Source organism: Acidovorax sp. AC410, assembly GCF_979253235.1.
This window is the reverse complement of the sequence record NZ_CEEDCG010000001.1, coordinates 5,062,292-5,086,253: the sequence shown is the minus strand read 5'-3', so window position 1 is coordinate 5,086,253 and position 23,962 is coordinate 5,062,292. Positions and strand designations below refer to the sequence as shown.

Below are 23,962 nucleotides of genomic sequence, written 5' to 3'. Positions count from 1 at the left end.
CTCGACGCTCCTACCAGGGCACCGCAAGGCAGATCCCCGATCCTAGAGCGAGGCAGGCCCGCGACGAATCGATGAAGTGCTGGTAACCAATCCGCGGATATGAGTCTGATTCATCGTCGCTGCAAACGCTCGTGTCGCATCACCCGATCGATCCTAAGAGAACGCACACCAAATGAGGCACTGACAGTATTGACAATGGCGACCATATGAGGAGCGTGCGCGGCAGAAGGAGCATCGGCTGCAACGCCCGACAAACCGGTCTCGCCGGGTATCACCTCCGGCGCCCAGGGGGCCACCCTGGGCTGGTCGGTACTACCCAGCGATCCTCGGTTTTCGGACGTTTCGCTTCGATGCCTTCTGCCGCGCACGCTCCTAGACAACCCGGTCTCCCGCCGTTTGTGAGCAATATTGCCGCTTGGCGCGGGGAAACACGTCCACCCTGCGCGCCGGGCGTGGGCAGGCGCCCCCACACTCGCTCCCATACCACCACCGAGGGAGTGCTGCTTGAAGAACAAGATTCATCGCATGGGGTTGGCTGCTGCGGCCCTGCTCACGCTGTCGCTGCCGTCCACGGCCTCCTTGCCCAAAGAGCCGCCCATCGCCCAGGCGCTGCCTGCGGCCGCGTGCCTCGACAAGGAATCGCCCGAGGCCCGCCACCAAAAGGGGTCCCACTTGCTCGTGCATGAAAAGCTGGCCAGCCACCTGCTGCGGCTGCGTTCGGACAACCACCATCCGCTGGAGGAATACCGCTGCGAAGGCACGGGCAAGGCCTACCACGCGCGCATTGCGGGCGATGCCGTCACCGTGGAGTCGCGCTACCTGCCCGAAGGCACGGTGCATGCACGCATGGACTTCCAGAATTCGCGGCGGCACGGGGTGCTGCGCACCTTGTGGCCCGACGGGGCCGTGCAGTCGGTGGAGTACTACTGCCAGGGCCAGCCGGTAGGGTTCCACCGCTACCACGACGCAGCGGGCCGCCTGGTGGCGATTGCGGACCATGCCAGCAGCGACTACCGCTGGCAGCGCCGCCTGCAGGGCATGCGTACGACCATCGAGCCCGCGACCGAAGCGGGCAAATCCGACCGGGTGGTGCAGCAGCCCTTGACCGGCAACATCCACATCCGCAGGCTGTTTGGCGTGCAAGGCACGGAGGTGGGAGTCCCCGCACTGCAGCGGCCTGCCGTGGGCGGCTACCAGTCGCTGAACCCCGAGGCGCGCCTGGCGCAACTGGTCACGGCCGGCGACCAGGGCTTTGTCACCGTAGAGGGCCGGCGCATGCGGATCGTCAACGCGCCCATGGACTACACGCCCTTCTGGGAGGTGTACGAGCGCGAGCGCAAGGGCCTGCCCGGGTCCGAGCCGCTGCCCGCCGAGATCCGGGACATCCTGGCATGCCCCTGGATCGAAGAAGCCATGGCAGCGCCCTTGCCGCACGCGGCGCTGGCACGCCGGGCGGTGGCAGTCCCAACGGACGCCGAGCGCCAGGCCACGCCCCGCGCGCGCTATCAGGCCTGCCTGCAGCGGCCTTCGGAGTCGTGCCTGATCCCTTTTGCGCTGCCGCTGGTGCAAAGCGAGCAGAGCCACCGCGATCTGTACCTGCGCGCGACCGCAGTGGTGGCCCTCGCGCTGCGCCAGCCCGGCGTGGCCGCCCCTGCCATCGCGGAGCTGTTCACAAAGGAATCGGGATTCAGCCGGCCCAACCCGTACTTCGCCGTGCCCGAGTTGCTGCGGGCCCAGGCGGCGCAGCGCGCGGGGGACAAGGCTGCGGCCGAAGCCCATGCCAAGACCGCCCTGGCCCATGCACAGCGCGTGGTGCAGGCCCATGAGTCCCGAAGCACCCTGGAGGCACTTCGGCGCACGGGCCCCGAGCTGGCGCGCATGGGCTTCGCAGACCTAGCGGGCCAGGCGTACGAGCAGTTGCGGGCCGCCGGCGACCCCGGGGCGGCCGAGGTGCTGGCCGCCGTGGGCGAGGCCCATGCACAGGCGGGCCGGCTGGATGCGGCGGCATTGGCGGCGGCGCAGTTGCGCCAGGCTGTAGAGCGCCCCTTGTCCGAGAGCGAGCGCGACAAGGGGGTGTCGCACTGGTACTCGCCCCGCGCAGCCCATGCCCATGCACTGGCCCTGATCGCCCAGGGCCTTGCGCACAAGGGCGAAACCACCCAGGCGCGTGAACTGCTGGCCAGGGCAGATGCCGAGTTCGCCCGCGTACCTGCCTCCGGGGCGGCCTGGGGCAACGGGCAGGAGCGCCTGGCCCTGGCGCTCGCGCACGCCAGCGTGGGCAACACAGGGCCTGTACGGCGCCTTGCAGAGCCGCCAACCAGTGCAGAGTGGATGGACACGCCGTGGGCCACCACCCAGCGCCAGGCGCTGCAAAGCCTGTGCGAGGCAGGCCGGGAGGCCTACCTGGTGGATGGGCGCGCCTATCCGCACGTGCTGGTACCCCGGCTATCGGCTTACCATGCGATGGCGCGCTTTGGGGCCCTGGCTTCTGCGCACGTGCGGTGCGGCCAGGTGCCAGCGGCGCGCGCGCTACTTGAGCAAGCCAAAACCTACGAGGCCCCCACGCCTTTGTGCCGCACCATCGATAGCGGGTGCGCCACAGCCCGCCATGGCGCCCTTGCCAATGCCATGCTGGAGGCCGGCCAGTTGGACATGCTGGCCGAATGGGCCACCGTGCGTGAGCTGGGCCCACGAACCCAGATGCTGTGGGCCGAGCGCCTGGCAGAAGCCGGCGACAAGCCTGCCGCACGCAGCCGGCTGACAGCCCTGGCCGAACAAGGCAAGCGCCTGCCGAACAATGCCCAGCACATTCACCTTGTGCTGGCACAGGCCCGCGTGGAAGGCAGCGCCAGCCGGCCGGACCGGGCCCTGATGGAGGCGGCCCACACCGCGGCATCGGTCATGGACAAGCCTCAGGAGCGTGCAGAGGCCCTGGTGCTTGTGGCCCAGGCCTACACCGCTGCGGGTGAGCCCGCCAGGGCCCGCGAGTTGCTGGCTGCTGCGCGCGCCGGCTTTGACAGCGTGCTGGGCGGCAGCCAGTGGCAGCCGGGCATGGCCTTCAGTGGGTCTGCCACGCAACTGGGCCGGGTGGCGCAGGAGTTCGTGGCGGCCGGATCGCTGGAGGAAGCGCTGAAATCGGCGAACGCGCTTTACCAGCGGCCCGGCACGCTGGCCGCACAGTTCCAGTCGCAGGGCCTGGATGCGCGCGTGGACGCTGCCATATTCGCCCGCCGGGCCGCAGGCATGGCACCGCAGTCAACAGCAGCAGCGCAGGCGGCCTTCGCGGCGCTGCCCCCGGGCAGCGCCAAGGCCCAGGCCCTGGACAAGGTGCTGCGGGCGACCGCCACCCGCCCTGGCGCTGCGGCATGGCAAGCCGTGGCCCTGCGGGAACTGGCGGCCAGCGATGCCTACTTCGCATCCGCCACCTCTTCGCAGGAACGCCGGGCTTTGATCGGCCTGTTGGCCGGCTGGCTGCGACCGGAACCACGGAAAGGCGTGCCCGGGCCCTCGAAGGAAGGCGCTGCGTTGCAACTGGAGCAATTGGCCGCGCAGGCCCGGCGCATCGACGCCCCGACCTGGCGCGCGCGCAGCCTGTGCGAACTGGGTTTTACCGGAACGGCGCTGGGCCTGCCCACAGGCAAGTCCTTGCTACAGGAAGGCGCTGCGCTGGCAGCCAGCCACGATAGCCGGTTCTTCCCCCTGGACCCGGCCCCCACGGGCGCGTGCGCCCACTGGGCCCGCCAGGCGGGCGACAAGGAGGCGGCGGCAGGCCTGGTGGAGCGCACGGTGGAGCCGCTGCGCGGCCCCGTGCGTCGGCAGCCCGATGGACAGCACCCGGCGCATGCGGGTGGCCTGCTCGACGCATCCATCGCCCTGTTCGAGGCCGAGCACGGCGAACTGGCGGTGGACTGGATTCGCGCCTATTGGCGGGACTAATGCGGCTAGGAGCGTGCGCGGCAGAAGGAGCATCGGCTTCAACGCCCGACAAACCGGTCTCGCCGGGTATCACCTCCGGCGCCCAGGGGGCCACCCTGGGCTTGTCGGTACTACCCAGCGATCCTCGGTTTTCGGACGTTTCGCTTCGATGCCTTCTGCCGCGCACGCTCCTAGCCTTCGGCGGGTTCACGCCCCCAGGTACCCGCGCATGAACGCCTCGTCGATCACCGCACGCCCCGGCAGCGCCTGCAGGTCGCCGCGCAGGTGCCAGGCCAGCCCGCCCTCGCCCAGGTGGTTGATGCCGATTTCCAGTTCGCCACGTCCTGCGTCGAGGCGGCCGATGGCGTCGAACCAGCCCTGGGGCGCGATGACGATGCGCCGGTGGCTGCTGAGGACGAGGGGGTATTGCATGGGCGGGAGGGGCTCAATTGCGCGCAGGCTAACAGACCCCGATGCCCGCTGTCTGCTGCCGGAGGGCCGGCTGCATGGTGTATCTTCGACGGTTTGCGTACAGCGCCGCCCGTAACACCCTGTGACAGCCTGGGCAAACCACTGCGAAGTCCCATTGAACGACTCTACCCTCTCCCCTCCCGTGCCCACCCGGCCCATCGACCGCAGCGGCGCGCCCGCACTGCTCTCGGTGGTCTGCCCGATGTTCAACGAAGAGGCCACGCTGGACCTCTTTTTTGCGCAGCTGCTGCCGGTGCTGGCGCAGACCGGGCTGGCGTTCGAGATCGTGTGCGTGAACGATGGCAGCCGCGACGGCACGCTGGCGCGGCTGCAGGCGCTGGGCGCCACGGTGCCGGGCCTGCGGGTGATCGACCTGTCGCGCAACTTCGGCAAGGAGGCGGCGCTGACCTGCGGCATCGACCATGCGCTGGGCGCGGCGGTGGTGCCGATCGATGCGGACCTGCAGGACCCGCCCGAACTCATCCTGGAGATGGTGCGGCTGTGGCAGCAGGGCTTTGACGTGGTGCTGGCGCAGCGCACGGACCGCAGCGCCGACCATGTGCTCAAGCGCAAGACCTCGGAGTGGTTCTACCGGCTGCACAACCGCATTTCCGACTCGCAGATACCGCCCAACGTGGGCGACTTCCGGCTGATGGACCGCCAGGTGGTGGATGCGCTCAAGCGCCTGCCCGAGCGGCGCCGTTTCATGAAGGGCCTGTTCGCCTGGGTGGGGTTTCGCCAGGCGACGATTCCCTACACCCGGCCGGCCCGTGCGGCCGGCGACACCAAATTCTCGGGCTGGGGCCTGTGGAACCTGGCGGTGGAGGGGGTGACCTCGTTTTCCACCGTGCCGCTGCGCATCTGGACCTACCTCGGCCTGGCCGTCGCGCTGCTGGCGTTTGCCTATGGCCTGGTCATCGTGGGCCAGGTGCTGCTGTTCGGGCGCGATGCGCCGGGCTATGCCTCGCTGATCACGGTGGTGCTGTTTCTGGGCGGGCTGCAGCTCATCGGGCTGGGGGTGCTGGGGGAGTACCTGGGCCGGGTGTACATGGAGTCCAAGGGGCGACCCGTGTACATCGTGCGCGAAGCGGCTGAGGACAATGCGCCACGCCGCGATGCCGCCTGAGAGGCGCCGTTCTCTGATTTTGCCCCGCCCATGAACACTTCTCGATCGCTGATCGGTTTCGCGCTGATCGGTGTGCTGTCCACCCTCACGCACGTGTGCGTTGCCACCCTGTGCATCGAGCTGCTGGGCGCGCGGCCGCCCGTGGCCAATGTGGTGGCTTTCGCCGTGGCCACCATGTTCTCGTACACCGCCAACACGCTGCTGAGCTTTGGCCAGCGTTTGAGCGCGGCCACCGCCTGGCGCTTCGGCCTGGTGGCGGGCGCGGGCGGCGTGGTCAGCACCTGCATCACCTGGGTGGTGGAGCAGGCCGGCGGCCACTATGCGTTGGGCATTGCGCTGGTGGTGACGGTGATCCCGGCCTTCAGCTACCTGGGCCACCGGTTTTTCACCTACCGCGTGCGCTAGTCCCGTGAGCCCTTTATCGCAAGCATCTGGCTGGCGCCAGAACATCATCGCCCTGTGCCTGCTGGCCCTGCTGGTCTTTGTGCTGCATGGCAGCGCTGTGCAGGGCTACTGGCGCTGGGACGACGGCACGCACCTCTTCAACAGCACGCAGTACACGCCCTGGTCGGTGTTCCTGAACCCCGAGGTGACGCGCGCCGTGTCGGGCAACCAGTTCGCGCCCTGGAACCTGTTCGTCTACCAGGTCAACAGCGCCCTGTTCGGCATGGACCCGCGGGCGTTCTACCTGCACCACTTGCTGTCGCTGGCTGCGGCTGCCTTCGCCCTGTATGTGCTGATGCGCCAGTGGTTCGCACCCTGGCGGGCGATGCTGGCCGCGGTCCTGCTCGTGGTGGGCGCGCCGGCCTTCCACATGGCGCAGCAGTTGATGGTGGGGCACTACCTGGACGGCCTCACCTTTGCCTGCCTGGCCCTGTGGGCCCAGCTGCGTGCCGTGGAGCGCCGGCAATGGTGCTGGGCCTGGCTGGCGGCCGGGCTCTACCTGCTGTCCACGCTGTGCAAGGAGGTCTATGTGCCGTGGATCGCGCTGGCGCTGTTCATGCCCCTGGCGGCCCCTTTGCCGTGGCTGCAGCGCTGGCGCTACGCCCTGCCGGCCCTGGCGGTCGCACTGGGCTACGCCGCCGTGCGCGTGCTGGTGTTTTCCGGCGCGGGCGGCTACCAGCCCAGCACGCTGACAGGCTTGCACGATGTGCCCGGTGTGCTGGGTGCGGTGGCCCTGATGTTGACGCACGGGCTGGTGGGCTCTGGCGCCCTGGGGTTGCTGGCCACGGCCCTGTGCCTGGTGTGCATTGGCGTCAGACTGGCTACGCAGGCGCCGCAGGCGCGCCTGGGGGCTGTGGCGGCTTTGGGTGCGGCCCTCACGGTGGTCGTGTTTCCGCTCCTGTTCGTGGCGCGCCCGGGCCTGGAGTGGCAGCTCCACGCCCGGCTGCTGTGGGTGCCCTGGGCCGCGCTGTGCGTGCTGTGGTGCCTGCCCTGGCCGCCGCGCCTGGCGCGTTGGCATGCGCTGGCGCTGCTGGTTTTTGTGCTGGCGGCGGGCCAGCAGGCCTGGGTGCAGCGCCAGCATGACCGCCCCATCGAGGCCATGTTCGACGCGCACTACGGCTTTGCCCTGCAGCCACCGCCCGGCCAGGTGCTGCTGCCCATCCAGTTCAATACGCCCGGCTATGTGGCCGCGGTGACCATGAGCGCCCATGCCGCGCGCCAGCGCATGGAGCCCGGGCGGGCGCATGCGCAGCCTGCCCTGCTGCGCCAGTGGCCGGTGGATGCGGGCGAGCGCGCGCGCACCCGCGTCTGGCAGGCCAGTTGCCTGTGCCTGGTGCCCCTGGACACGCTGGCGCCCGCACTGCAGCAGGCGGCACTGCAAGCGCAGCTGCACGACCAGGCCATCGCGGCACCGCTGCGCCAGCCCCTGCCCTACATCGCCAACGCCTGGGGCGGCGCCATCGACGCCATCACCACCGAAGGCGGCGTGGTACACGTGAGGGGCTGGACGCCGACGCTGGGCGCTGGCAGACAACTGTTTCTGACCGGGTTTGCCGGCGTGCCGCCCGTGAGCATCGAGAACGTGCAGCGACCCGACGTGGCCAGCGCGCACCACCGCGCGGACATGCTGGACTCGGGGTTCCACGCCACGCTGCGCTTTGCCAGCCCGCAGGCCGCGCAGACCGCTGCCGCCAGCCTGTGCGCGGTGGTTGCCGGCCAGTTGCCTGGGCAGGAGCACCAGTTTTTGCTACTGCCCATCGAAGGCGGCACGCGCTGCCAGAACGCGCTGATGCCCGCCAGGACACGGCCCCTGTGACACAGCGCATGACCACCCCCACCCAGCAACCCGCCTGGGCCGCCGATCTGGCCGTGCTGGGCGCGCTGTGCCTGCTGGCATTTGCCGTGCACGGCAGCGCGCTGCAAGGCTCCTGGCGCTGGGACGACGGCCAGCACCTGTTCTACCTGGGCCTGTACAGCCCCTGGTCGGTGTTCCTGGATCCCCAGGTGACGCGCACCGTCTCGGGCAACCAGTTCGCGCCCTGGAATTTGTTCGTCTACCAGGTCAACCACGCCCTCTTCGGCCTGGAGCCCTTTGCCTACTACCTGCACCACCTGCTGTCGCTGGCGGGCGCTGCGTTCGCGCTGTACCTGCTGCTGCGCCACTGGCTGGCGCGCTGGCAGGCGCTGCTGCCCGCGGCACTGCTGCTGGTGGGGGCCCCGGCCGTACACATGGCCCAGCAGCTGATGTCCGGCCACTATGTCGACGGCATGCTGTTCGCCTGCCTGGGCCTGTGGGCCTATGTGCATGCCGTGCAAAAGGCGCAGTGGCGCTGGGCCTGGCTGGCAGCGGCGTTCTACCTGCTGTCCACCCTGTGCAAGGAGGTCTACGTCCCCTGGATCGCCTTGTACCTGCTGCTGCCGCTGCCTGCGGGCACGCCCCGGGGCATGGCGCGCTGGCGCTTTGCGGCCCCCGCCCTGGCCGTGGCGCTGGGCTACGCGGTGCTGCGCATCGTGGTGTTTGCGGGCGTGGGCGGCTACCACCAGTCCGCCCTGGATGGCTGGCGCGCGCTGCTGGGCTTTGGCGCCACCCTGGCGCGCGTGCTGACCGATGGCCTGCTGGGTGCCAACCTGCTGGGCGTGGCAGCCGCCGTGCTGTGCCTGGCCTGCGCCGTGGCGGGCGTGCTGGCACAGCCCGCCCGGGACCGCCCGCGCATGCTGGTGGGCCTGGGTGCCGCCGCCGTGGTGGTGGTGTTTCCGCTGCTGTTCGCGGTACAGGCCTATGCGGACTGGATGGCCTACACGCGCTTTCTGTGGGTTCCCTGGGCCGCCGTGTGCGTGCTGTGGTCGCTGAAGTGGCCCGCGCGCCTGGCGCGCTGGAAGCTGGCGGCCCTGCTCGTCTTCGTGGCGGCGGTGGCCCAGCAGTCGCTGGCCCAGCGCGCGCATGATCGCCCCATCGACGCCATGTTCGAGGCGCACTACGCCTTCGCCATGCAGCCGCCTGCGGGGCAGATCCTGGCACCGTTCGAGTTCTTCTCGCCCATCTCCATGACCTCGATGATCATGAACGCGCATGCGGCGCAATGGATCCTGGAGCCGGGCAAGCCCCATGCGAGCCCGGCCCTGCTGCGCACCGCACCGGCCGATGCCGCCGAGCGCGCGCGCATCCGGGTGTGGAGCGAGCAGTGCCTGTGCCTGGTGCCGCTCAGCAGCCTGCCGGCCGGGCAGCAGGACGCTGTGGTGCGGTCCCATCTGGTCAATGCCGGGGCCGTCCTGCAGTTGGGCAAGACCCTGCCGCGCATGGCGCATGGGTACGCGGGGTCCATCGACGAGGTCACCGTCGCGGGCCGCCAGCTGCACCTGTCCGGCTGGACGCCAACCATCGGCACCGGCCGCAAGTTGGTGATCACGGGACTGCCGCCCGAGGCCCAGGCGCGGCTCGACGAATTGGTCAGCACCGAGCGCGCCGACGTCGTGCAGATCTACCAGCGGCCCGACATGCTGCTGTCGGGTTTTCGCGCAACGCTCAGCTTTGCCGACGAAGCAAGCGCCCTGGCGGGCAGCAAGGCGCTGTGCGCACTGTTCCCCGGCCAGTTGACGGGCCAGGAACATCAGTTCCTGCTGCTGCCCGTGCAGGGCCAGCAGCGTTGCAGCGAGGCGCTGATACCGGTGGCCACCCGGCTGGAGGGCGGGGACGGGCCATAAACAAGCACTGGTTCGTTCGCGCTAAGCGAAACAGGCACTGACTTCGAGTGGCACTGCCAGGCAATATATAGTCCGGCGGGCATCCATACCAATTACTTGCTGACCAGCCATGAGGGAGTTCAATTTGTCCAAGAAAGATCGACGCCTGTTTCTTCTGGCCCTGCCGGGCCTGCTCGGCGCATGCGCGAGCAACCAGTTCACATCCGCATCGCCGGTGCCCAATGGCATGACGCTCGCGAAGAGCAGGCTTTACGTGTATTCCTTCATGGACGTGCGCGACTCGGAGTTCGGCCCCACGATGCTTGCCGAAATCGACAGCCAACTCCTTGCGGAGCTTGCCAAGGCTTCGGTCACGGCACGGGTTTTGCGCTTCAAGGACAGTGAAGCGGGCAAATACTACTCGACGACCAACTCAGGGATGTCGGTGCCCACTGGACAGACCATCAACGGCAATCTCGCCAACGAAAAGTCTCTTGCAGCCAACTATCGCCTGGTCATATTTCCCAGTGACATGAGAATCGTGGGTGCGTGGAAGTACTACCAAGTCCGCTGGGAATTGTTCGATGCCGCCACCAACAAGCAGGTGTGGCTCGCAACCTCACAAGGAAAGCACTTGACCTTCGTCAAGAACGATGAAGATCCCCAAGCCCGGGCCAAGACCATCGTGGACGGCTTCATCGGGGAATTGCGCAAGAGCCGGCTGCTGTAGTCGAGCGCCGCGCCAGCACGGCGGCGCAGACTCGCCTACCGCCCCTTGGACGACGAGGGCTTGCCCGACAGCGGCGCCTGCTTGCTGCTGGGCGCGCTGCCGAGCTTGCCGCGCGAGGTTTCCAGCGGTGCCGGCAGGCTGCCGCGGGTGGTGGCGATGCCGCCTGCGCGCGTGGGGGCCGGTACGGCTGGGCGCGCCTTGGGGGCGGGCACCACGCGCAGGGAGCCTTCGTCGGCCAGCTTGTCGCGCATGCGCCGCGTCATGGACTGGGTGCTGTTGTCCGGCGCGGTGAAGAGGAACAGCGTGCCGTGCGGGCTGGTCCAGGTGAGCTGGGTGCGCACGGCGCGGCCGTTGGAGATGAGCTCCACCCAGGCGCCGACGACGAATTCGGCATACGGCTCGGCAGGGGCTGCTGCAACCGCCGCAGGTGCTGCCGCCGGGGCAGCGCTGTCCACCGGGGCCTGGGCGCTGTCGTCGTAGCCGGCGACCGCCGCCACGGAGTCCATGGGGTCGCGCGAATCCGGCGCGCGGGAAGAAGAATCCTCGGGATCGAGGGTGATCTTGGCGAAGTTGGCGCGTTCGAAGGCGTCCTGGTGCAGGCCCACCAGGCGCTCCAGGAAAGCGCTGGTCTTGGCGGCCGGGTGGTCGATGGTCTGCAGGCCTTCGCGCAGCTTGACGAGCAGGCCGGGGATGGCTTCGGACAGGCGGTCGGGCTCGCTGCGGGTGAGCTCGGGCTGGGCGCTCCACAGCAGCACGGGCACCAGGGCCAGGTAGCCACCGGGGTCGTCCTCGCCGCCCTCGGCTTGCGAGACCTGGGCCAGGGCCACCACCTCGGCCCAGGGGCCGGCGGCGAAGTCGAGCACGTCGGCGGGCACACGCTCCAGGTCGGGCAGCTTGCGGATGTCGGCAGCGATCTTGCCGGCCAGCATCTCGCGCTGTTCGGCCAGCAGCTGGGCCTTGTCCTTTTCGGCCTGGCGGGCCTTGGCCTTTTGCACCTGCGAGTTCCAGGCGGCCTGCAGGGCCTTGAGCACGGTCTCGAACGGGGTGGCGTCCTTGATTTCGATGCCGGCCAGGTAGCCCACGGATTCGTTGAGCAGGCGGATAAAGCGGGCGAAGCCGGGGGCCTTCTCGTCGGGGAAGGCCAGGCTGCGCTGGGTCATCTCGTCGAGCAGCACGCGCGCGGGGTGCCCGGGCTCGGTGAAGAAGGTCTGGTCGCGGCGCACCAGGTGCTTGAGCGCGGGCTCCAGGTTCTGCACGGCGCGCTGCACGGAGGGCAGCAGCCGCGAATCGCGGGCGATGTTCTCCATCATGCGGCCCACCACCTCGGCAGCCATGGCCGGCGGGTCTTGCGGGGCCACCACGGGCACGGTGTAGATCTGCTGGTAGGGCATGCCAGGCACCGTGTACAGGTGCTGGGGCGCAGTGCCCGCCGTGGTGGGTGCCCAGCCGCCCTGGGGTACCGGGTGCGCGACCTGGGGCACGGCCTGCGGCACGCCGGCCAGGCGGCCCACCAGGCGTTCGAGCTGGGCCATGTCTTCCATGGCCTCGGCCACCGCGTTGCCGGGGTGGTAAGCACCGCCCAGGCCCGAATGCATGCTGGCGGCACCGCTGGCACCACCCCCGGCCCAGGCCGATTGCATGGCCGCGGGCTGCGAAGGCACGCCGCCGCCGCCCCCACCTCCCATGGCTCCATAGGAGCGCGGGTCGAACGGATCGCCACCGGCCAGCATCTGGCGCAGGATGCCCACGGTGAGCAGCGCCTCTTCGGCGGCCGCAGCCTGCGGCGACATCATGGGGGCGGGCATGTGGCCCTCGCCACTCCAGTTGTTGCCGGGATCGCCGCTCCAGTTGTTGCCACCGCGGCCGTAGCCGGTGTTGCCATAGCCGGTATTGCCGTAGCCCGGGCTGCCAAAGCCGCTGGGGCCGGCCATGGGGCCGCCGTGGCTGTGGCCTACGTAGCCGCCGCCATAGCCGGCATTGCCGCCTTGCAGGCCGCCGTAGCCGGTGCTGCGGGCGCCCGGCGCGCCGACGACGGCGTAGCCCACGGGCTCCACGCCGTTGTCGCGCAGGTTTTTGACCATGGTCTTGTATTCATCGACCAGCAGCTTGCCCAGCAGGTCACGCATGTGCTGCATCCACAGCCCGCGCACCTCGGCGTTCACGCCGGTCTCGCCCACCACCTGCTGCAGGGCACGGATGTAGCTTTCGGGCCGCAGGGGGTTGCGCTCGGGCTGCACGCTGCGCAGGCCCTGGGCCGAGCTGACCAGGGTGTTGAGCTCGGCCAGCACCGCTTCGGTGGCATGCGCGGCCAGTTGCTGGGCACGGGCCAGCTCCACCTGGTTTTGCACCTCGCTCTCGTCCATGAGCGAGAGTTCACCGAAATCCAGGGGGGATTCGTCCGCGGCGCGGCCTTTACCGGGGGCGGCGGGTGGTCCTTCGGCAAAGATCTCGAGCAGGGCCATCGAGTAGCCCTTGACCAGCGCCGTCTCGTGCTGGCCCAGCAGGCGAAGGCTGTCGCTGGCCAGGTTGCGCTGCTGGATGTTGCGCACCGTGCTCTCTTCGGCGGTCAGCGCGCTGCGGGTGACCGCCACCAGCTTCTCCATGAGCGCCTCGCCCCCGCGCACCGCGTTGACGACACAGGCACGGAAAACGGTTTTCGAAGAAGGCGCAGCCTGGGACATGGTGGGACGGAGGATAGGAAAAAGGTTTCCAGCTGCAATGCTACTTGACCTGGGGGGCATCTGCACAATTCCCTGCTGGTCGGTGGCGGCGCGGACACGGGCGGTAGCTTGCGTCTTTACACACCATTCTGAACCACGCTCCAATGACAGAACAAGCGGCGGGAGGTTAAGGAGACCCCTTCCCCCCAACGCTCGCTAAGTGAACAATGCCGCCGAATCAGGCGCGCCCCATGCCAGCGCCCCCGTGCAAGGGCCACCGCCACTGGCGGTGGCACTGCGGGAGCTTACTTCAGCGCCTTGAAGCGCATGCGCTTGGGCTTGGCGCCCTCTTCGCCCAGGCGCTTCTTCTTGTCGGCCTCGTACTCCTGGTAGTTGCCGTCGAAGAAGGTCCACTGGCTGTCGCCTTCGCAGGCCAGGATGTGGGTGGCGATGCGGTCCAGGAACCAGCGGTCATGGCTGATGACCATGATGGAGCCGGCGAACTCGAGCAGCGCGTCTTCCAGCGCGCGCAGGGTTTCCACGTCCAGATCGTTCGAGGGTTCATCGAGCATCAGCACGTTGCCGCCCGCGATCAGGGTCTTGGCCAGGTGCAGGCGCCCGCGCTCACCGCCCGACAGCATGCCGACCTTCTTTTGCTGGTCGCCGCCATTGAAGTTGAAACGGCCGCAGTAGGCACGGCTGGCCATCTGGAATTTGCCCACGTTCAGGATGTCGAGGCCGCCCGAGACGTCTTCCCACACGGTCTTGTCGTCCGACAGGTCGTCACGGGTCTGGTCCACGAAGGCCATCTTCACGGTGGAGCCGATCTTGACGGTGCCGCTGTCGGGCTGCTGCTTGCCGGCGATCATGCGGAACAGCGTGGATTTACCGGCACCGTTGGGGCCGATGATGCCGACGATGGCGCCTGCCGGCACCTTGAAGCTCAGGTTGTCGATGAGCACGCGGTCGCCAAAGGACTTGGTGACGTTTTCGAACTCGATCACCTCATGGCCCAGGCGGTCGGCCACGGGGATGAAGATTTCGTTGGTTTCGTTGCGTTTTTGGTACTCGAAGTCCGACAGCTCTTCGAAGCGGGCCAGGCGGGCCTTGCTCTTGGCCTGGCGCGCCTTGGGGTTCTGGCGCGACCATTCCAGCTCCTTCTTCAGGGCCTTGGCGCGCGATTCTTCGCCCTTTTGCTCCTGCTCCAGGCGCGCCTGCTTCTGCGTCAGCCAGTCGCTGTAGTTGCCCTTGTAGGGGATGCCGGAGCCCCGGTCGAGTTCCAGAATCCACTCGGCCGCGTTGTCGAGGAAGTAGCGATCATGGGTGATGGCCACGACGGTGCCCGAGTAGCGCTGCAAAAATTGCTCCAGCCAGTCCACGGATTCGGCGTCCAAGTGGTTGGTGGGTTCGTCGAGCAGCAGCATGTCGGGCTTGGACAGCAGCAGGCGGCACAGGGCCACGCGGCGCTTTTCACCGCCGGACAGCATACCGACCTTGGCGTCCCATGGGGGCAGGCGCAGGGCGTCGGCGGCGATTTCGAGCTGGTGCTCGGAGTCGGTGCCGGCGGTGGCGATGATGGCTTCGAGCTCGGCCTGCTCGGCGGCCAGGGCGTCGAAATCGGCGTTTTCCTCACCGTAGGCGGTGTACACCTCTTCCAGGCGGGCCTTGGCGGTCATCACCCGGCCCATGGCGGCCTCCACGCTCTCGCGCACTGTCTGGTCGGGGTCAAGCTGGGGTTCCTGGGGCAGGTAGCCGATATTCAGGCCGGCCATGGGGATGGCTTCGCCCTCGATTTCCTTGTCCACGCCAGCCATGATCTTGAGCAGGGTGGACTTGCCCGAGCCGTTCGTGCCCAGCACGCCGATCTTGGCGCCCGGGAAGAAGCTCAGGGAAATGTCTTTGAGGATCTGGCGCTTGGGCGGCACGATCTTGCCGACCCGGTTCATGGAAAATACGTATTGGGCCATTTGCTTGCTTGTCTTAAAACCTGCGGAAATTGGGCAGAAGAATTCTGCTTTCAAAACACCCATTATCGGGCCATGCGACAATACGCACCGTGACGGGCTCCAGTTGCCCGCCACATCAGCACACCGCTGGGGACGAAAGAGGCATTCCAACCTCTGGGCTCCCACCCTTGAACCTCGTCGGCTTGAGACTGGCTCGGCAACCCCCCGGTTGTACGACAGGCCGATACCCAGCGCCCCGGATGGGCGCATTCAACGACATGACATTTGACGAACTGAACCTGGCTCCTGCCATCCTGAAGGCCGTACACGAAACGGGCTACGAGACCCCCACGCCCATTCAGGCCCAGGCCATTCCCGCCGTTCTCGCAGGCCACGACCTGCTGGCCGGCGCGCAGACTGGCACCGGCAAGACCGCCGCGTTCACCCTGCCCCTGCTGCACCGCCTCTCGCAAAGCGCTGCACCCAAGAACAAGTTCGGCGGCAAGGGCATCCGCGCCCTGGTGCTGACCCCCACCCGCGAGCTCGCCGCCCAGGTGGAAGAATCCGTACGCGAATACGGCAAATACCTGGACATCAACTCCACCGTCGTCTTCGGCGGCGTTGGCATGAACCCGCAGATCGACCGCATCAAGCGCGGCGTGGACATCCTGGTGGCCACCCCCGGCCGCCTGCTGGACCTGCAGCAACAGGGCTTCCTGGACCTGTCGACCGTGCAGGTGCTGGTGCTCGACGAAGCCGACCGCATGCTGGACATGGGCTTCATCCACGACGTGAAGAAGGTGCTGGCCCTGGTGCCGCGCGAAAAGCAGAGCCTGCTGTTCTCGGCCACCTTCAGCGACGAAATCCGCGACCTGGCCAACACCCTGCTCAAGAACCCCCAGAGCATCCAGGTCACGCCGAGCAACACCACGGTGCAGCGCATCACCCAGGTGATCCACCCCGTGGGCCGTGGCAAGAAGAAGCAGGTGCTGCTGCACATCATCCAGCAGCACAACTGGAGCCAGGTGCTGGTGTTCACCCGCACCAAGTTCGGCGCCAACAACGTGGCCGAGTTCCTGACCAAGAACGGCGTGAACGCCATGGCCCTGCACGGCAACAAGAGCCAGAGCGCCCGCACGCAGGCCCTGGCCGGCTTCAAGAGCGGTGACATCCGCGCCCTGGTGGCCACCGACATCGCCGCCCGCGGCATCGACATCGACGAGCTGCCGCACGTCGTGAACTACGAAATCCCGAACGTCTCGGAAGACTACGTCCACCGCATCGGCCGCACCGGCCGCGCTGGCAACAGCGGCGAAGCCGTGAGCCTGGTCTGCATGGACGAAGAAGGCTTCATGATGGAGATCGAGCGCTTCACCAAGCAGCAGATCCCCGTGCAGGTCATCGACGGCTTCGGCCCCGAGGCAGGCGAGAAGGCCGAGCCCATCGCCATGGGCCGCCAGACCATCTGGGGCGGCGCAGGCAAGCCCCCGAGCCGTGACGTGATGCAGGCCGCCGCCAAGGCCGCCCGCAGTGAAATGATGGAACGCATCCGCACCAACAAGGCCGGCCAGGGTGCTGGCGGCGGTGGTGGTGGCGGCGACCGTGGCCCCCGCCCTGCCGGCGGTGGCAATGGTGGCGGTGGCGGCGGCCGTGGTGGCCGCGCCGGTGGCGGTGCTTCGGCTGGCGGCGGCGGTGGCGGCAACGGCCCGCGCGGCGCACGCGCTGGCGGCGGCGGTGGTGGCGGCCAGGGCGGCGGCGCACGCGCCGGTGGCCAGGCCCCGGCACGCAGCCGCTCCGGCGGTGGTGGTGGTGGTGGCGGTGGTTATGAAGGTGGTGGTGGCGGCAACCGCTACGACGACCAGCCACCACGCCCCAACGCCCACCTGGGCACCCACATGGGCCACGCCAATCCAGGCAACCGCAGCTCCGGTCATGCCGGCGGCGGCGCAGGCGGCCAGCCTGATCCGATGCGTACCAGCGTGGACAGCATGGGCGGCGGCGGTCGCCGTGGCGGCGGTGGTGGTTATCGTGGCGGCAACGGCGGAGGTGGCGGCTATGGCGGAGGCGGCACGGGTGGTTCTGGTGGCCGGGGCAACGGGTCTCGTGGGCCAGGCGGTTCTCGCGGCTCTTTTGGCCGCTGATCCGTCAGCTTCCCCAAAAACAAGCAACGCAAGCGCAGCGCCCGGCAACGGCGCGCTGCCACCCGAGGTGCATGCCCTGCATGCCCTTGGCCGGCGCACGCCGGAGATTTCACATCCACGGCTGCACCTGCATGCCGTGGATTTTGCCGTTCTGGGTGCCAAGCCCGTGGTGCCTGCCCTGCCGCACGTGGATGACGTCTACATCACGCTGGGCACCACCATCAAGGCCGCCGGCAGCCAGCAGGCCTTTCGCGCCGTGGACCTGGATGCGGTGATCGCCACCGCGCGCACCGCGCTGGCAGCCGGTGCCACCCGCTGCGGCGTGGTCACGGCCATGGGCGCCGACGCCCACTCCCGCATCTTCTACAACCGCGTCAAGGGCGAGGTCGAGCAGGTGCTCAAGAGCCTGGGCTTCGCCACGCTGGTGATCGCGCGCCCTTCCCTGCTGCTGGGCGAACGCCAGGCCCTGGGCCAGGCGCCGCGCGCCGCCGAGTCCCTCTCCATCCAGGCCTTCAAGCTGCTCGACCCGATCATCCCCGCCAACTACCGCGCCCGCCCGGGCGCCGACGTGGCGCGGGCGCTGGTGCGGGCCGTGCAGGCGGGGCCAACCGAGGGGGTGCCGCAGGTGCGGGTGTTGATGGGGCGGGGGCTGGAATAGCCGTCGCTTTGACGAGCCGGCTTTTGGTAGCTACCATTGATAGTCACCATCTGAAGGGGGCCCTCCATGGACACCGCACGCCTTTTCCAGTCAGGCCGCAGCCAGGCCGTCCGGCTGCCCAAGGAATACCGCTTTTCCGGCACCGAGGTTGTCGTCAAGCACTTTGGCAACGGCGTGCTGCTGCTGCCGGTCGAGGCCCCTTGGCAAACGCTGGAGCAAGGGCTGGCGGCGTTCGAGCCAGGCTTTGTGCTGGCACGCCAGCAGCCCGAGGAGCAGGTGCGCGCAGAGATCACCCCATGATCCTGCTGGACACCAATATCTGCATCTACATCATCAATGCCAGGCCGCCTGCGGTGCTGGAGCGCTTTCGCCAATACCGGCTCGGCGACATCGGGCTGTGCAGCGTGGTGGCGGCAGAACTGGCGTATGTCGTCGCCAAAAGCGGCTCGGCACGCAACCGCCAGGCGCTGGAGATGTTCCTGGCCCCGCTCACGATCCTGCCGTTCGACGAGGCAGCGCTGTGGGCCTACGGCGACCTGCGCGCCGACCTGGAGCGCCGTGGCACGCCTATCGGTTCGCTCGACACCATGATCGCGGCCCATGCCCTGAGCCAACAGGCTCTGCTGGTCACCAACAACAGCCGCGAATTTTCGAAGGTGCCCGGCCTGCAGTTGGACAACTGGGTTCCCGCAGCCTGAGTTCGCAGCACAGCCGCTGCTGCCCTTGCAGCAGGCCCTCCCCCCGCCCTACTTCTTGCCAGCCAGCGATGCACGCACCGCATCCGTCTTGGCCACCACCGTGTCCGCGCACGCCGCGATGCGCTCCACGTCGCAGGTGGCCAGTTGCCGGTCGATCAGGGTGTCCTTGCCGGTGGAAACCCAGCTTGCTGAATAGACGATGGAGCCCGCGTCCTGCGCCGACATGGTGGCGATGCGCACGGTGAGCTGCGCCTTGGACGCGGGCTCCTTGTAGCGCATGGAGCTGCTCTTGCGGATGCCCTCGGTCACCAGGGCACCGAGGCGCGCGGCCTGCGGGCCATCGGCCTCGGCGATGACGGCAACGTCGCGCACGGCGCCCGGTTGTGCATGGGCCTGCGGCAGCAGGCCGGCCATGGCGGCGGTGATGGCGATGGCTGCGGTAGCGGCCCTGTCGATGGTGGTGCGGTTGTGGTTCTGGGCCATGGTGTTCTTCTCCCTCGGGGTCTTCGCTTGTTCTGCGATGCGCCATGGCAACGCGCGGTACGCGGCGCTGGCTTTCCATGGACATCGAGGCCAAGAATAGGCGCGTGCCCCGCCCAAAAATGCAAGCCTTCGTAACATCCGGGCCGCGCGGCACAAAAAGCAACAGGGCCATGCAAGCGCTGCATGGCGGCCTGTGCCGTCAGGCATGAAGGCGGGGAGCCCCGGTGCGGCGTATGTGCAGGGCCCGAAGGTTCGCACCGAACCGGCCTTCGGCAAAAACTTCACACCCACCTCATAGGGATGGCGACACGGCACGCAACAATCGTGCACCATTCCACCGGACTTTCGCAGCCTCGCAGCCATGCCAGCACGACCCCACTCCTTTCTTGCCCGTTTCACCCAGGCCGTGCTGGCAGGATCGGCCGTGGCGCTGTTGGTGCCCTTGCTGGCCGTGTTGATCGAGTTCGCCACGCTGCCCTTGCTGCTGCCCGATGGCACGCCCGACGACGGCTACACGCACACGATCACCACGACCCTGATGGCCTGGCCCGTGCTGTACCTGGTGGTCGCGGTCTTCCATGCGCTGCTCTTTTACCTGCTGGCCCGGCTGGGCCTGCTGCGCTGGCCGGTGGCAGCAGGGCTGCCGGCGGCCCTCGCCGGCGCAGGCGTTCTGGCTTTGGGGGCCGGCGCCTTGGCATCCGTGGTGATGGCAGCGTCGTTCGCGGCGGGCGGCCTGGTGGTGTGGAGGGTCGCGGTGCCCAAAGCGCAGAGGGCAAGGTAGCAAGCGCATGGGCGTGCCAAGCCAAGGAGAACTGGTCTCAGCCTCTCAGCCCGCCAGCCGCCCCCGCGCCGCGCGCAACCCGACCAGGAGGCCCCCGCAGACCGCCATGATCGCCGCCGAGACCAGGAACGGCGCTCCCGGCAGGAAGGGATCGCCCCCCGGGGCGGTGAAGGCAAAGAAGATCGCTGTGAAGGTCACCGGCCCGGCCACCATCGCCAGGGAGCGCAGCGATTGCAGCAGCCCCTGCAGCTCGCCCTGGGCATCGGGCGGGGTGGCGCGGGACATCATGGCCTGCAAGGGCGGCACCACGCATGCGCCCAGCGCGGTCAAGGGTGTCAGCACCAGGGCCAGGCGCCCGTCCTCGATGAAGGCCAGCGTCAGGAAGATGCACAGGTTGGCGACGAGGCCGAAGGCGACGGTGCCCCAGTCGCCCAGCCGGGGCAGGATCCAGCGGATCAGCCCGCCTTGCATTGCCGCGAAGCTGATCCCGAAGATCGCCAGGCTCAGGCCGATGGTGCCCGGCGACCAGCCGAAGCGGGTTGCGCCGAAATAGGCCCAGACGGCCGGATAGGCGACCTGGGCGAATTCATACAGGGCATAGACGAGCAGCGGTGGTTTGAGCCCCGGCAGGCGCCCGACGGCGCGCAGCGCGCCAAAGGGGTTGGCGCGGGCCCACTGGAAGGGGCGGCGGTTTTCTGGCTTGAGGGTTTCGGGCAGCACCAGCCAGCCGAACACCAGGTTTGCCCCGGCCAGGGCCGCTGCCGCCCAGAACGGTGCGCGCGTGCCGAACTCTGCCAGCACCCCGCCGATCACCGGCCCCAGGATGAAGCCGCCCCCGAAGGCGGCGCCGATCAGGCCGAAATTCGCGGCCTTCTTTTCGGGCGCCGAGAGGTCGGCGATGCAGGCCGCGGCCGTCGCATGGCTGGCGGCCGTGATGCCGCCCACCACCCTGGCCACCAGCAGCAGGCCGATGGAGCCGGCCAGCGCCATCACCACATAGTCGGCCGCCATGATGGCCAGCGAGACCAGCAGCACCGGGCGCCGGCCAAAGCGGTCCGACAGCCCGCCGAGCGCGGGGCCGCAGAGGAACTGCATGACGGCGAACACGGTCGTCAGCACCCCGCCCCAGAGGGCCGCACGCGACAGGTCCTCGCCCGTGACCTCGCGCAGAAGATCGGGCATCACCGGCAGGATGAGCCCGATGCCCATCGCGTCGAGCAGCAGCGTGATCAGGACGAAGACAAATGGCAGGCGGTTGCGCATCGGGCAGGCTCAGTGACGGAGCGGGCAAATGGGGGTGTGCCTCGCGCCAGCGCCCGATGCGCCTGTAGGGCAATGCTTCATCCCGGCATGTCCAGGCAGCCCAGGTCTTCCACCGCATCGGCGATGCGGCCGATCTGGGGCCACCAGACATAGGCCGACATCTCCCGCGCAAACCGTGCGAGGGGCGTGCGCAGGTGCAGCAGCACCGCGAGCCGGTAGTCGTGCTGCAGCGCCTCGCGCGAATAGCCGGCCACCCCGCCGGCCACGAGGGCCGCGTGGTAGCGGTCGAGCAGCGGCATCTCAAAGCGCGCACGCACGCTGCGGTCCCACTGCACCGCCATCATGTACGAGAGATCCCACACGCCCACACCCAGGTGCCAGCCATCCCAGTCGATGAGCCTGGCCACCCCAGCCGCGTTGCCATCGCGCGGCACCATCCAGTTCCAGACATGGGCGTCGCCATGGACCAGGGTACGGTGCTGGAGCTGGTCGGCGCGCTCGACGAGCGCCGGAAATCCGTGGAGAAATCGTGCATACATGTCCCGCGTGCGCTCGTCCAGCGCATCGCCAGCCTGGGCCTGCAGGCGCTGCCAGGCGCTGTCCTGCCAGTCCGATGCACGCAGGCGGTCCCACAGCGTGGTGCCGCCCGTGCCAGGCGCCTGTGCGATGTCCCGACCGGCGGCATGGAAGCGCGCCAGCGCCTCGACGATCTGCCCGTTGCGCTCCAGGGTCGGCGGCAAGGGTGCCGCGCTGGGGCGCTGGTGCGACTCCGACAGGTCCTCCATCAGCAGCCAGGTGCGCCCCGTGGGTTCATCCACGCCGCCGGCAAAGAACCGGGGGATGACGGGGCTGCCCAGGCGCGTGGCGATGCCCTTGTAGAACGGCAGCTCCGGCTGGCCGAAGCCGGGGTGCGACACCTTGAGCACGGCGCGTGCGGGGACGCTGGCGACTGGATCGCTCCAGTCCAGCACCACGCCCACCAGGTCGGAGAGGTAGCCCGGGGCATCGATGTCCAGGGACGTTGCGGACCGCAGGGAGGCGCCCCCCAGCTGCAGGTGCCGCTCCATTTGCACGGCCAGAAAGGCAGGCGCCAGCAGGCGCGCGAGGATCGATGGGTCCAATGGTTCCTTGGGGTCTTGTGATCGGCGGTGGATTGTCGCCGAAGCCCTCTCAACCCGCCGCTGCGGACCGGGCCGGCGCCGCATCGGCGAGCATGCCGATGAGCGTGTCCGGGCTGACGGGCTTGACCAGGTGGTGGTCGAACCCGGCCTCCCGCGCCCAGCGCATGTCCTGCTCCTGCCCCCAGCCCGTGATGGCCCACATCTGCAAAAGGCTTGCCGATCCGAGTGCGCGGATGGCGCGGCAGGCCTCGTAGCCGTTGAGCCGGGGCATGCCGATGTCCAGCAGCACCAGCTCGGGATCGAAGTGCCGCGCCGCCTCGACTGCGGCCTCGCCGTCGTAGACGCAGTGCACCGCATGCCCCAAGGCGCTCAGCAGCTCGGCCAGGGCATCGGCCGCGTCCTGGTTGTCGTCGGCCACCAGGATGCGCAGCGGCCGCGCCAGCCGGGCGGCCTGCGCGGCCCCGGCGTGCAGCGCCACGTGCGCCAGCTCGGCCGGGCCGACCAGGGGAAGCCGCACCACGAAGGAGCTGCCGTGGCCCACCCCCTCGCTGAAGGCGGCAATCGCGCCGCCGTGCAGCTCGATCAGGCGCCGCGTGAGGGCCAGGCCGATGCCCAGGCCGCCGCGCGAGCGCGACAGCGCCGCCTCCTCCTGCGAGAACATCTCGAACACCTTCTCCAGGCGGCCGGGGGCGATGCCGATGCCCTGGTCGGTCAGCGTGACCCGGGCCTCCTCGGCCGAGGTGTCGACCGACAGCTCGATGCGCCCGCCGGCGTCCATGTACTTGGCCGCGTTGAGCAGCAGGTTCATGAAGACCTGGGCCAGGCGGGTCGGGTCGCCGTCGAGCGTCAGCGACGCGGGCGGCAGTTGCAGCACCAGCACGTGCTTTTGCTCGTCGATCATGGGCCGGGCCGCGTCGATGGCGTCCTGCAGAATGCCGGCCAGCGGCACGCGGCTGCTGTGCAGCTGGATCTTGCCCTGGTTGATGCGGCTCACATCCATGAGGTCGTCGATCAGCCGGCTCATGGCCTTGACCTGCCGGTCGATGAGGTCGGCCGAGCGCTCGACGTGCGGCTGCGAGGCGCCCTTGAGGCGCAGCAGCCTGAGCGCATAGGCCACTGGCGCGAGCGGGTTGCGTAGCTCGTGCGCCAGCGTGGCCAGGAACTCGTCCTTGCGCCGGTCCGCCTCGCGCAGCTGCGCGTCGCGCAACTGCAGGGCATGGGTGCGCTCCTGCACCCGGCGCTCCAGGGTCTCGTTGAGCAGGCGCAGCTGCTCCTCGGCAGCGCCGCGTTCCGCGACCTCCTGCACCAGGGCCCGGTTCACCTGCTCCAGCGCCAGGGTCTTGCGGTACAGGTCGGCGAAGATCGCCACCTTGGAGCGCAGCACCCCCACGTTGAAGGGCTTGTGCAGGTAGTCCACCGCGCCGCTGCCGTAGCCTTCGACGACATGCTGGTCGTCGTTGAAGTAGGCGGTGAGGAAGATGATGGGCACGTGCGCCGTCTTTTTGCGCTGCTTGATCAGCTGCGCCAGCTCGAAGCCGGTCATGTCCGGCATGTTGACGTCCAGCACCAGCACAGCGAACTCGTGGTTCATCAGCGCCATCAGCGCCTCGGAGCCGGACGAGGCATACACCAGGCTATAGCCCGAGTCCTGGAACACCGCCTCCATCACGGCCAGGTTCGAGGGCTCGTCGTCCACCACCAGGATCTTCACAGGCACGCCGGGGTTGGCCTCGGCCGCAGGCCCGCTGCCGCCCTCTTGCGCCGCGAAGGCGGCGGGCACGGTGGGCGCCAGAGGTGACATGGGCACCGGGAGGTCGGGTGAGGCAGGGAACATGGTCGTGGGG

18 protein-coding genes are annotated in these 23,962 nt (G+C 68.8%); 11 read left to right on the top strand and 7 right to left on the bottom strand.

Annotated features, from left to right (window positions below):
- Positions 1 to 504 precede the first annotated feature (504 nt).
- Positions 505 to 3,936 carry a hypothetical protein gene (locus tag AC0IZS_RS23460; protein ID WP_471637855.1) on the top strand — a complete coding sequence of 1,144 codons (3,432 nt, stop codon included), beginning with the start codon at positions 505 to 507 and terminating at the stop codon, positions 3,934 to 3,936.
- A gap of 186 nt (positions 3,937 to 4,122) precedes the next feature.
- On the opposite strand, the gene AC0IZS_RS23455 is transcribed toward AC0IZS_RS23460, so the two are convergent.
- Positions 4,123 to 4,347, bottom strand: a complete 225-nt coding sequence (locus AC0IZS_RS23455; RefSeq protein WP_471637854.1) for a hypothetical protein — start codon at positions 4,345 to 4,347, stop codon at positions 4,123 to 4,125.
- Between the two features lie 196 nt (positions 4,348 to 4,543).
- On the opposite strand from AC0IZS_RS23455, the gene AC0IZS_RS23450 reads away from it, so the two are divergent.
- The 5 genes from AC0IZS_RS23450 (at position 4,544) to AC0IZS_RS23430 (ending at position 10,367) form a co-directional block, all read left to right on the top strand.
- Positions 4,544 to 5,512 (top strand): glycosyltransferase family 2 protein, encoded by a 969-nt coding sequence (locus tag AC0IZS_RS23450; RefSeq protein WP_471639564.1) that lies wholly within the window; start codon positions 4,544 to 4,546, stop codon positions 5,510 to 5,512.
- Between the two features lie 30 nt (positions 5,513 to 5,542).
- Positions 5,543 to 5,917, top strand: a complete 375-nt coding sequence (locus AC0IZS_RS23445) for a GtrA family protein (RefSeq protein WP_471637853.1) — start codon at positions 5,543 to 5,545, stop codon at positions 5,915 to 5,917.
- 4 nt (positions 5,918 to 5,921) lie between these two features.
- Positions 5,922 to 7,772, top strand: a complete 1,851-nt coding sequence (locus AC0IZS_RS23440) for a hypothetical protein (protein ID WP_471637852.1) — start codon at positions 5,922 to 5,924, stop codon at positions 7,770 to 7,772.
- A gap of 8 nt (positions 7,773 to 7,780) precedes the next feature.
- Complete coding sequence (locus AC0IZS_RS23435; protein WP_471637851.1) at positions 7,781 to 9,658, top strand: hypothetical protein; 1,878 nt, start codon at positions 7,781 to 7,783, stop codon at positions 9,656 to 9,658.
- A gap of 124 nt (positions 9,659 to 9,782) precedes the next feature.
- Positions 9,783 to 10,367 (top strand): hypothetical protein, encoded by a 585-nt coding sequence (locus AC0IZS_RS23430; RefSeq protein ID WP_471637850.1) that lies wholly within the window; start codon positions 9,783 to 9,785, stop codon positions 10,365 to 10,367.
- Between the two features lie 35 nt (positions 10,368 to 10,402).
- Here the strand turns inward: AC0IZS_RS23430 and AC0IZS_RS23425 are convergent, their stop codons facing one another.
- Positions 10,403 to 13,048 carry a DUF1631 family protein gene (locus AC0IZS_RS23425; RefSeq protein ID WP_471637849.1) on the bottom strand — a complete coding sequence of 882 codons (2,646 nt, stop codon included), beginning with the start codon at positions 13,046 to 13,048 and terminating at the stop codon, positions 10,403 to 10,405.
- A 284-nt stretch (positions 13,049 to 13,332) separates the two neighbouring features.
- Positions 13,333 to 14,994: an energy-dependent translational throttle protein EttA gene (ettA, locus tag AC0IZS_RS23420; protein WP_471637848.1), complete on the bottom strand. Its 1,662-nt coding sequence runs from the start codon at positions 14,992 to 14,994 to the stop codon at positions 13,333 to 13,335.
- A gap of 257 nt (positions 14,995 to 15,251) precedes the next feature.
- Between ettA and AC0IZS_RS23415 the strand changes: the two genes are divergently transcribed.
- The 4 genes from AC0IZS_RS23415 (at position 15,252) to vapC (ending at position 18,470) form a co-directional block, all read left to right on the top strand.
- The gene (locus AC0IZS_RS23415; protein WP_471637847.1) at positions 15,252 to 17,114 is read left to right on the top strand and encodes a DEAD/DEAH box helicase; all 1,863 of its coding nucleotides are present in this window, start codon (positions 15,252 to 15,254) and stop codon (positions 17,112 to 17,114) included.
- A gap of 136 nt (positions 17,115 to 17,250) precedes the next feature.
- Complete coding sequence (locus AC0IZS_RS23410) at positions 17,251 to 17,772, top strand: Rossmann-fold NAD(P)-binding domain-containing protein (protein ID WP_471637846.1); 522 nt, start codon at positions 17,251 to 17,253, stop codon at positions 17,770 to 17,772.
- Positions 17,773 to 17,838: 66 nt separating this feature from the next.
- Positions 17,839 to 18,072: an antitoxin gene (locus tag AC0IZS_RS23405; RefSeq protein ID WP_471637845.1), complete on the top strand. Its 234-nt coding sequence runs from the start codon at positions 17,839 to 17,841 to the stop codon at positions 18,070 to 18,072.
- On the top strand, positions 18,069 to 18,470 hold the full coding sequence (gene vapC, locus AC0IZS_RS23400; RefSeq protein WP_471637844.1) for a type II toxin-antitoxin system tRNA(fMet)-specific endonuclease VapC: 402 nt from the start codon (positions 18,069 to 18,071) through the stop codon (positions 18,468 to 18,470). The genes AC0IZS_RS23405 and vapC overlap by 4 nt, the downstream gene beginning before the upstream one ends.
- Before the next feature lie 48 nt (positions 18,471 to 18,518).
- Here vapC and AC0IZS_RS23395 read toward each other — a convergent pair whose 3' ends face one another.
- Positions 18,519 to 18,953 (bottom strand): hypothetical protein, encoded by a 435-nt coding sequence (locus tag AC0IZS_RS23395; protein WP_471637843.1) that lies wholly within the window; start codon positions 18,951 to 18,953, stop codon positions 18,519 to 18,521.
- Positions 18,954 to 19,314: 361 nt separating this feature from the next.
- Here AC0IZS_RS23395 and AC0IZS_RS23390 point away from each other — a divergent pair, with 361 nt between their 5' ends.
- The gene (locus AC0IZS_RS23390) at positions 19,315 to 19,734 is read left to right on the top strand and encodes a hypothetical protein (RefSeq protein WP_471637842.1); all 420 of its coding nucleotides are present in this window, start codon (positions 19,315 to 19,317) and stop codon (positions 19,732 to 19,734) included.
- 45 nt (positions 19,735 to 19,779) lie between these two features.
- On the opposite strand, the gene AC0IZS_RS23385 is transcribed toward AC0IZS_RS23390, so the two are convergent.
- The 3 genes from AC0IZS_RS23385 to AC0IZS_RS23375 all read right to left on the bottom strand — a co-directional run bounded on the left by AC0IZS_RS23385 (position 19,780) and on the right by AC0IZS_RS23375 (position 23,952).
- Entirely contained in the window at positions 19,780 to 20,997 is a 1,218-nt protein-coding gene (locus AC0IZS_RS23385; RefSeq protein WP_471637841.1) for a TCR/Tet family MFS transporter, read from the bottom strand.
- Positions 20,998 to 21,074: 77 nt separating this feature from the next.
- Positions 21,075 to 22,118 (bottom strand): aminoglycoside phosphotransferase family protein, encoded by a 1,044-nt coding sequence (locus tag AC0IZS_RS23380; RefSeq protein WP_471637840.1) that lies wholly within the window; start codon positions 22,116 to 22,118, stop codon positions 21,075 to 21,077.
- A gap of 49 nt (positions 22,119 to 22,167) precedes the next feature.
- Positions 22,168 to 23,952: an ATP-binding response regulator gene (locus tag AC0IZS_RS23375; protein ID WP_471637839.1), complete on the bottom strand. Its 1,785-nt coding sequence runs from the start codon at positions 23,950 to 23,952 to the stop codon at positions 22,168 to 22,170.
- Positions 23,953 to 23,962: the final 10 nt, after the last annotated feature.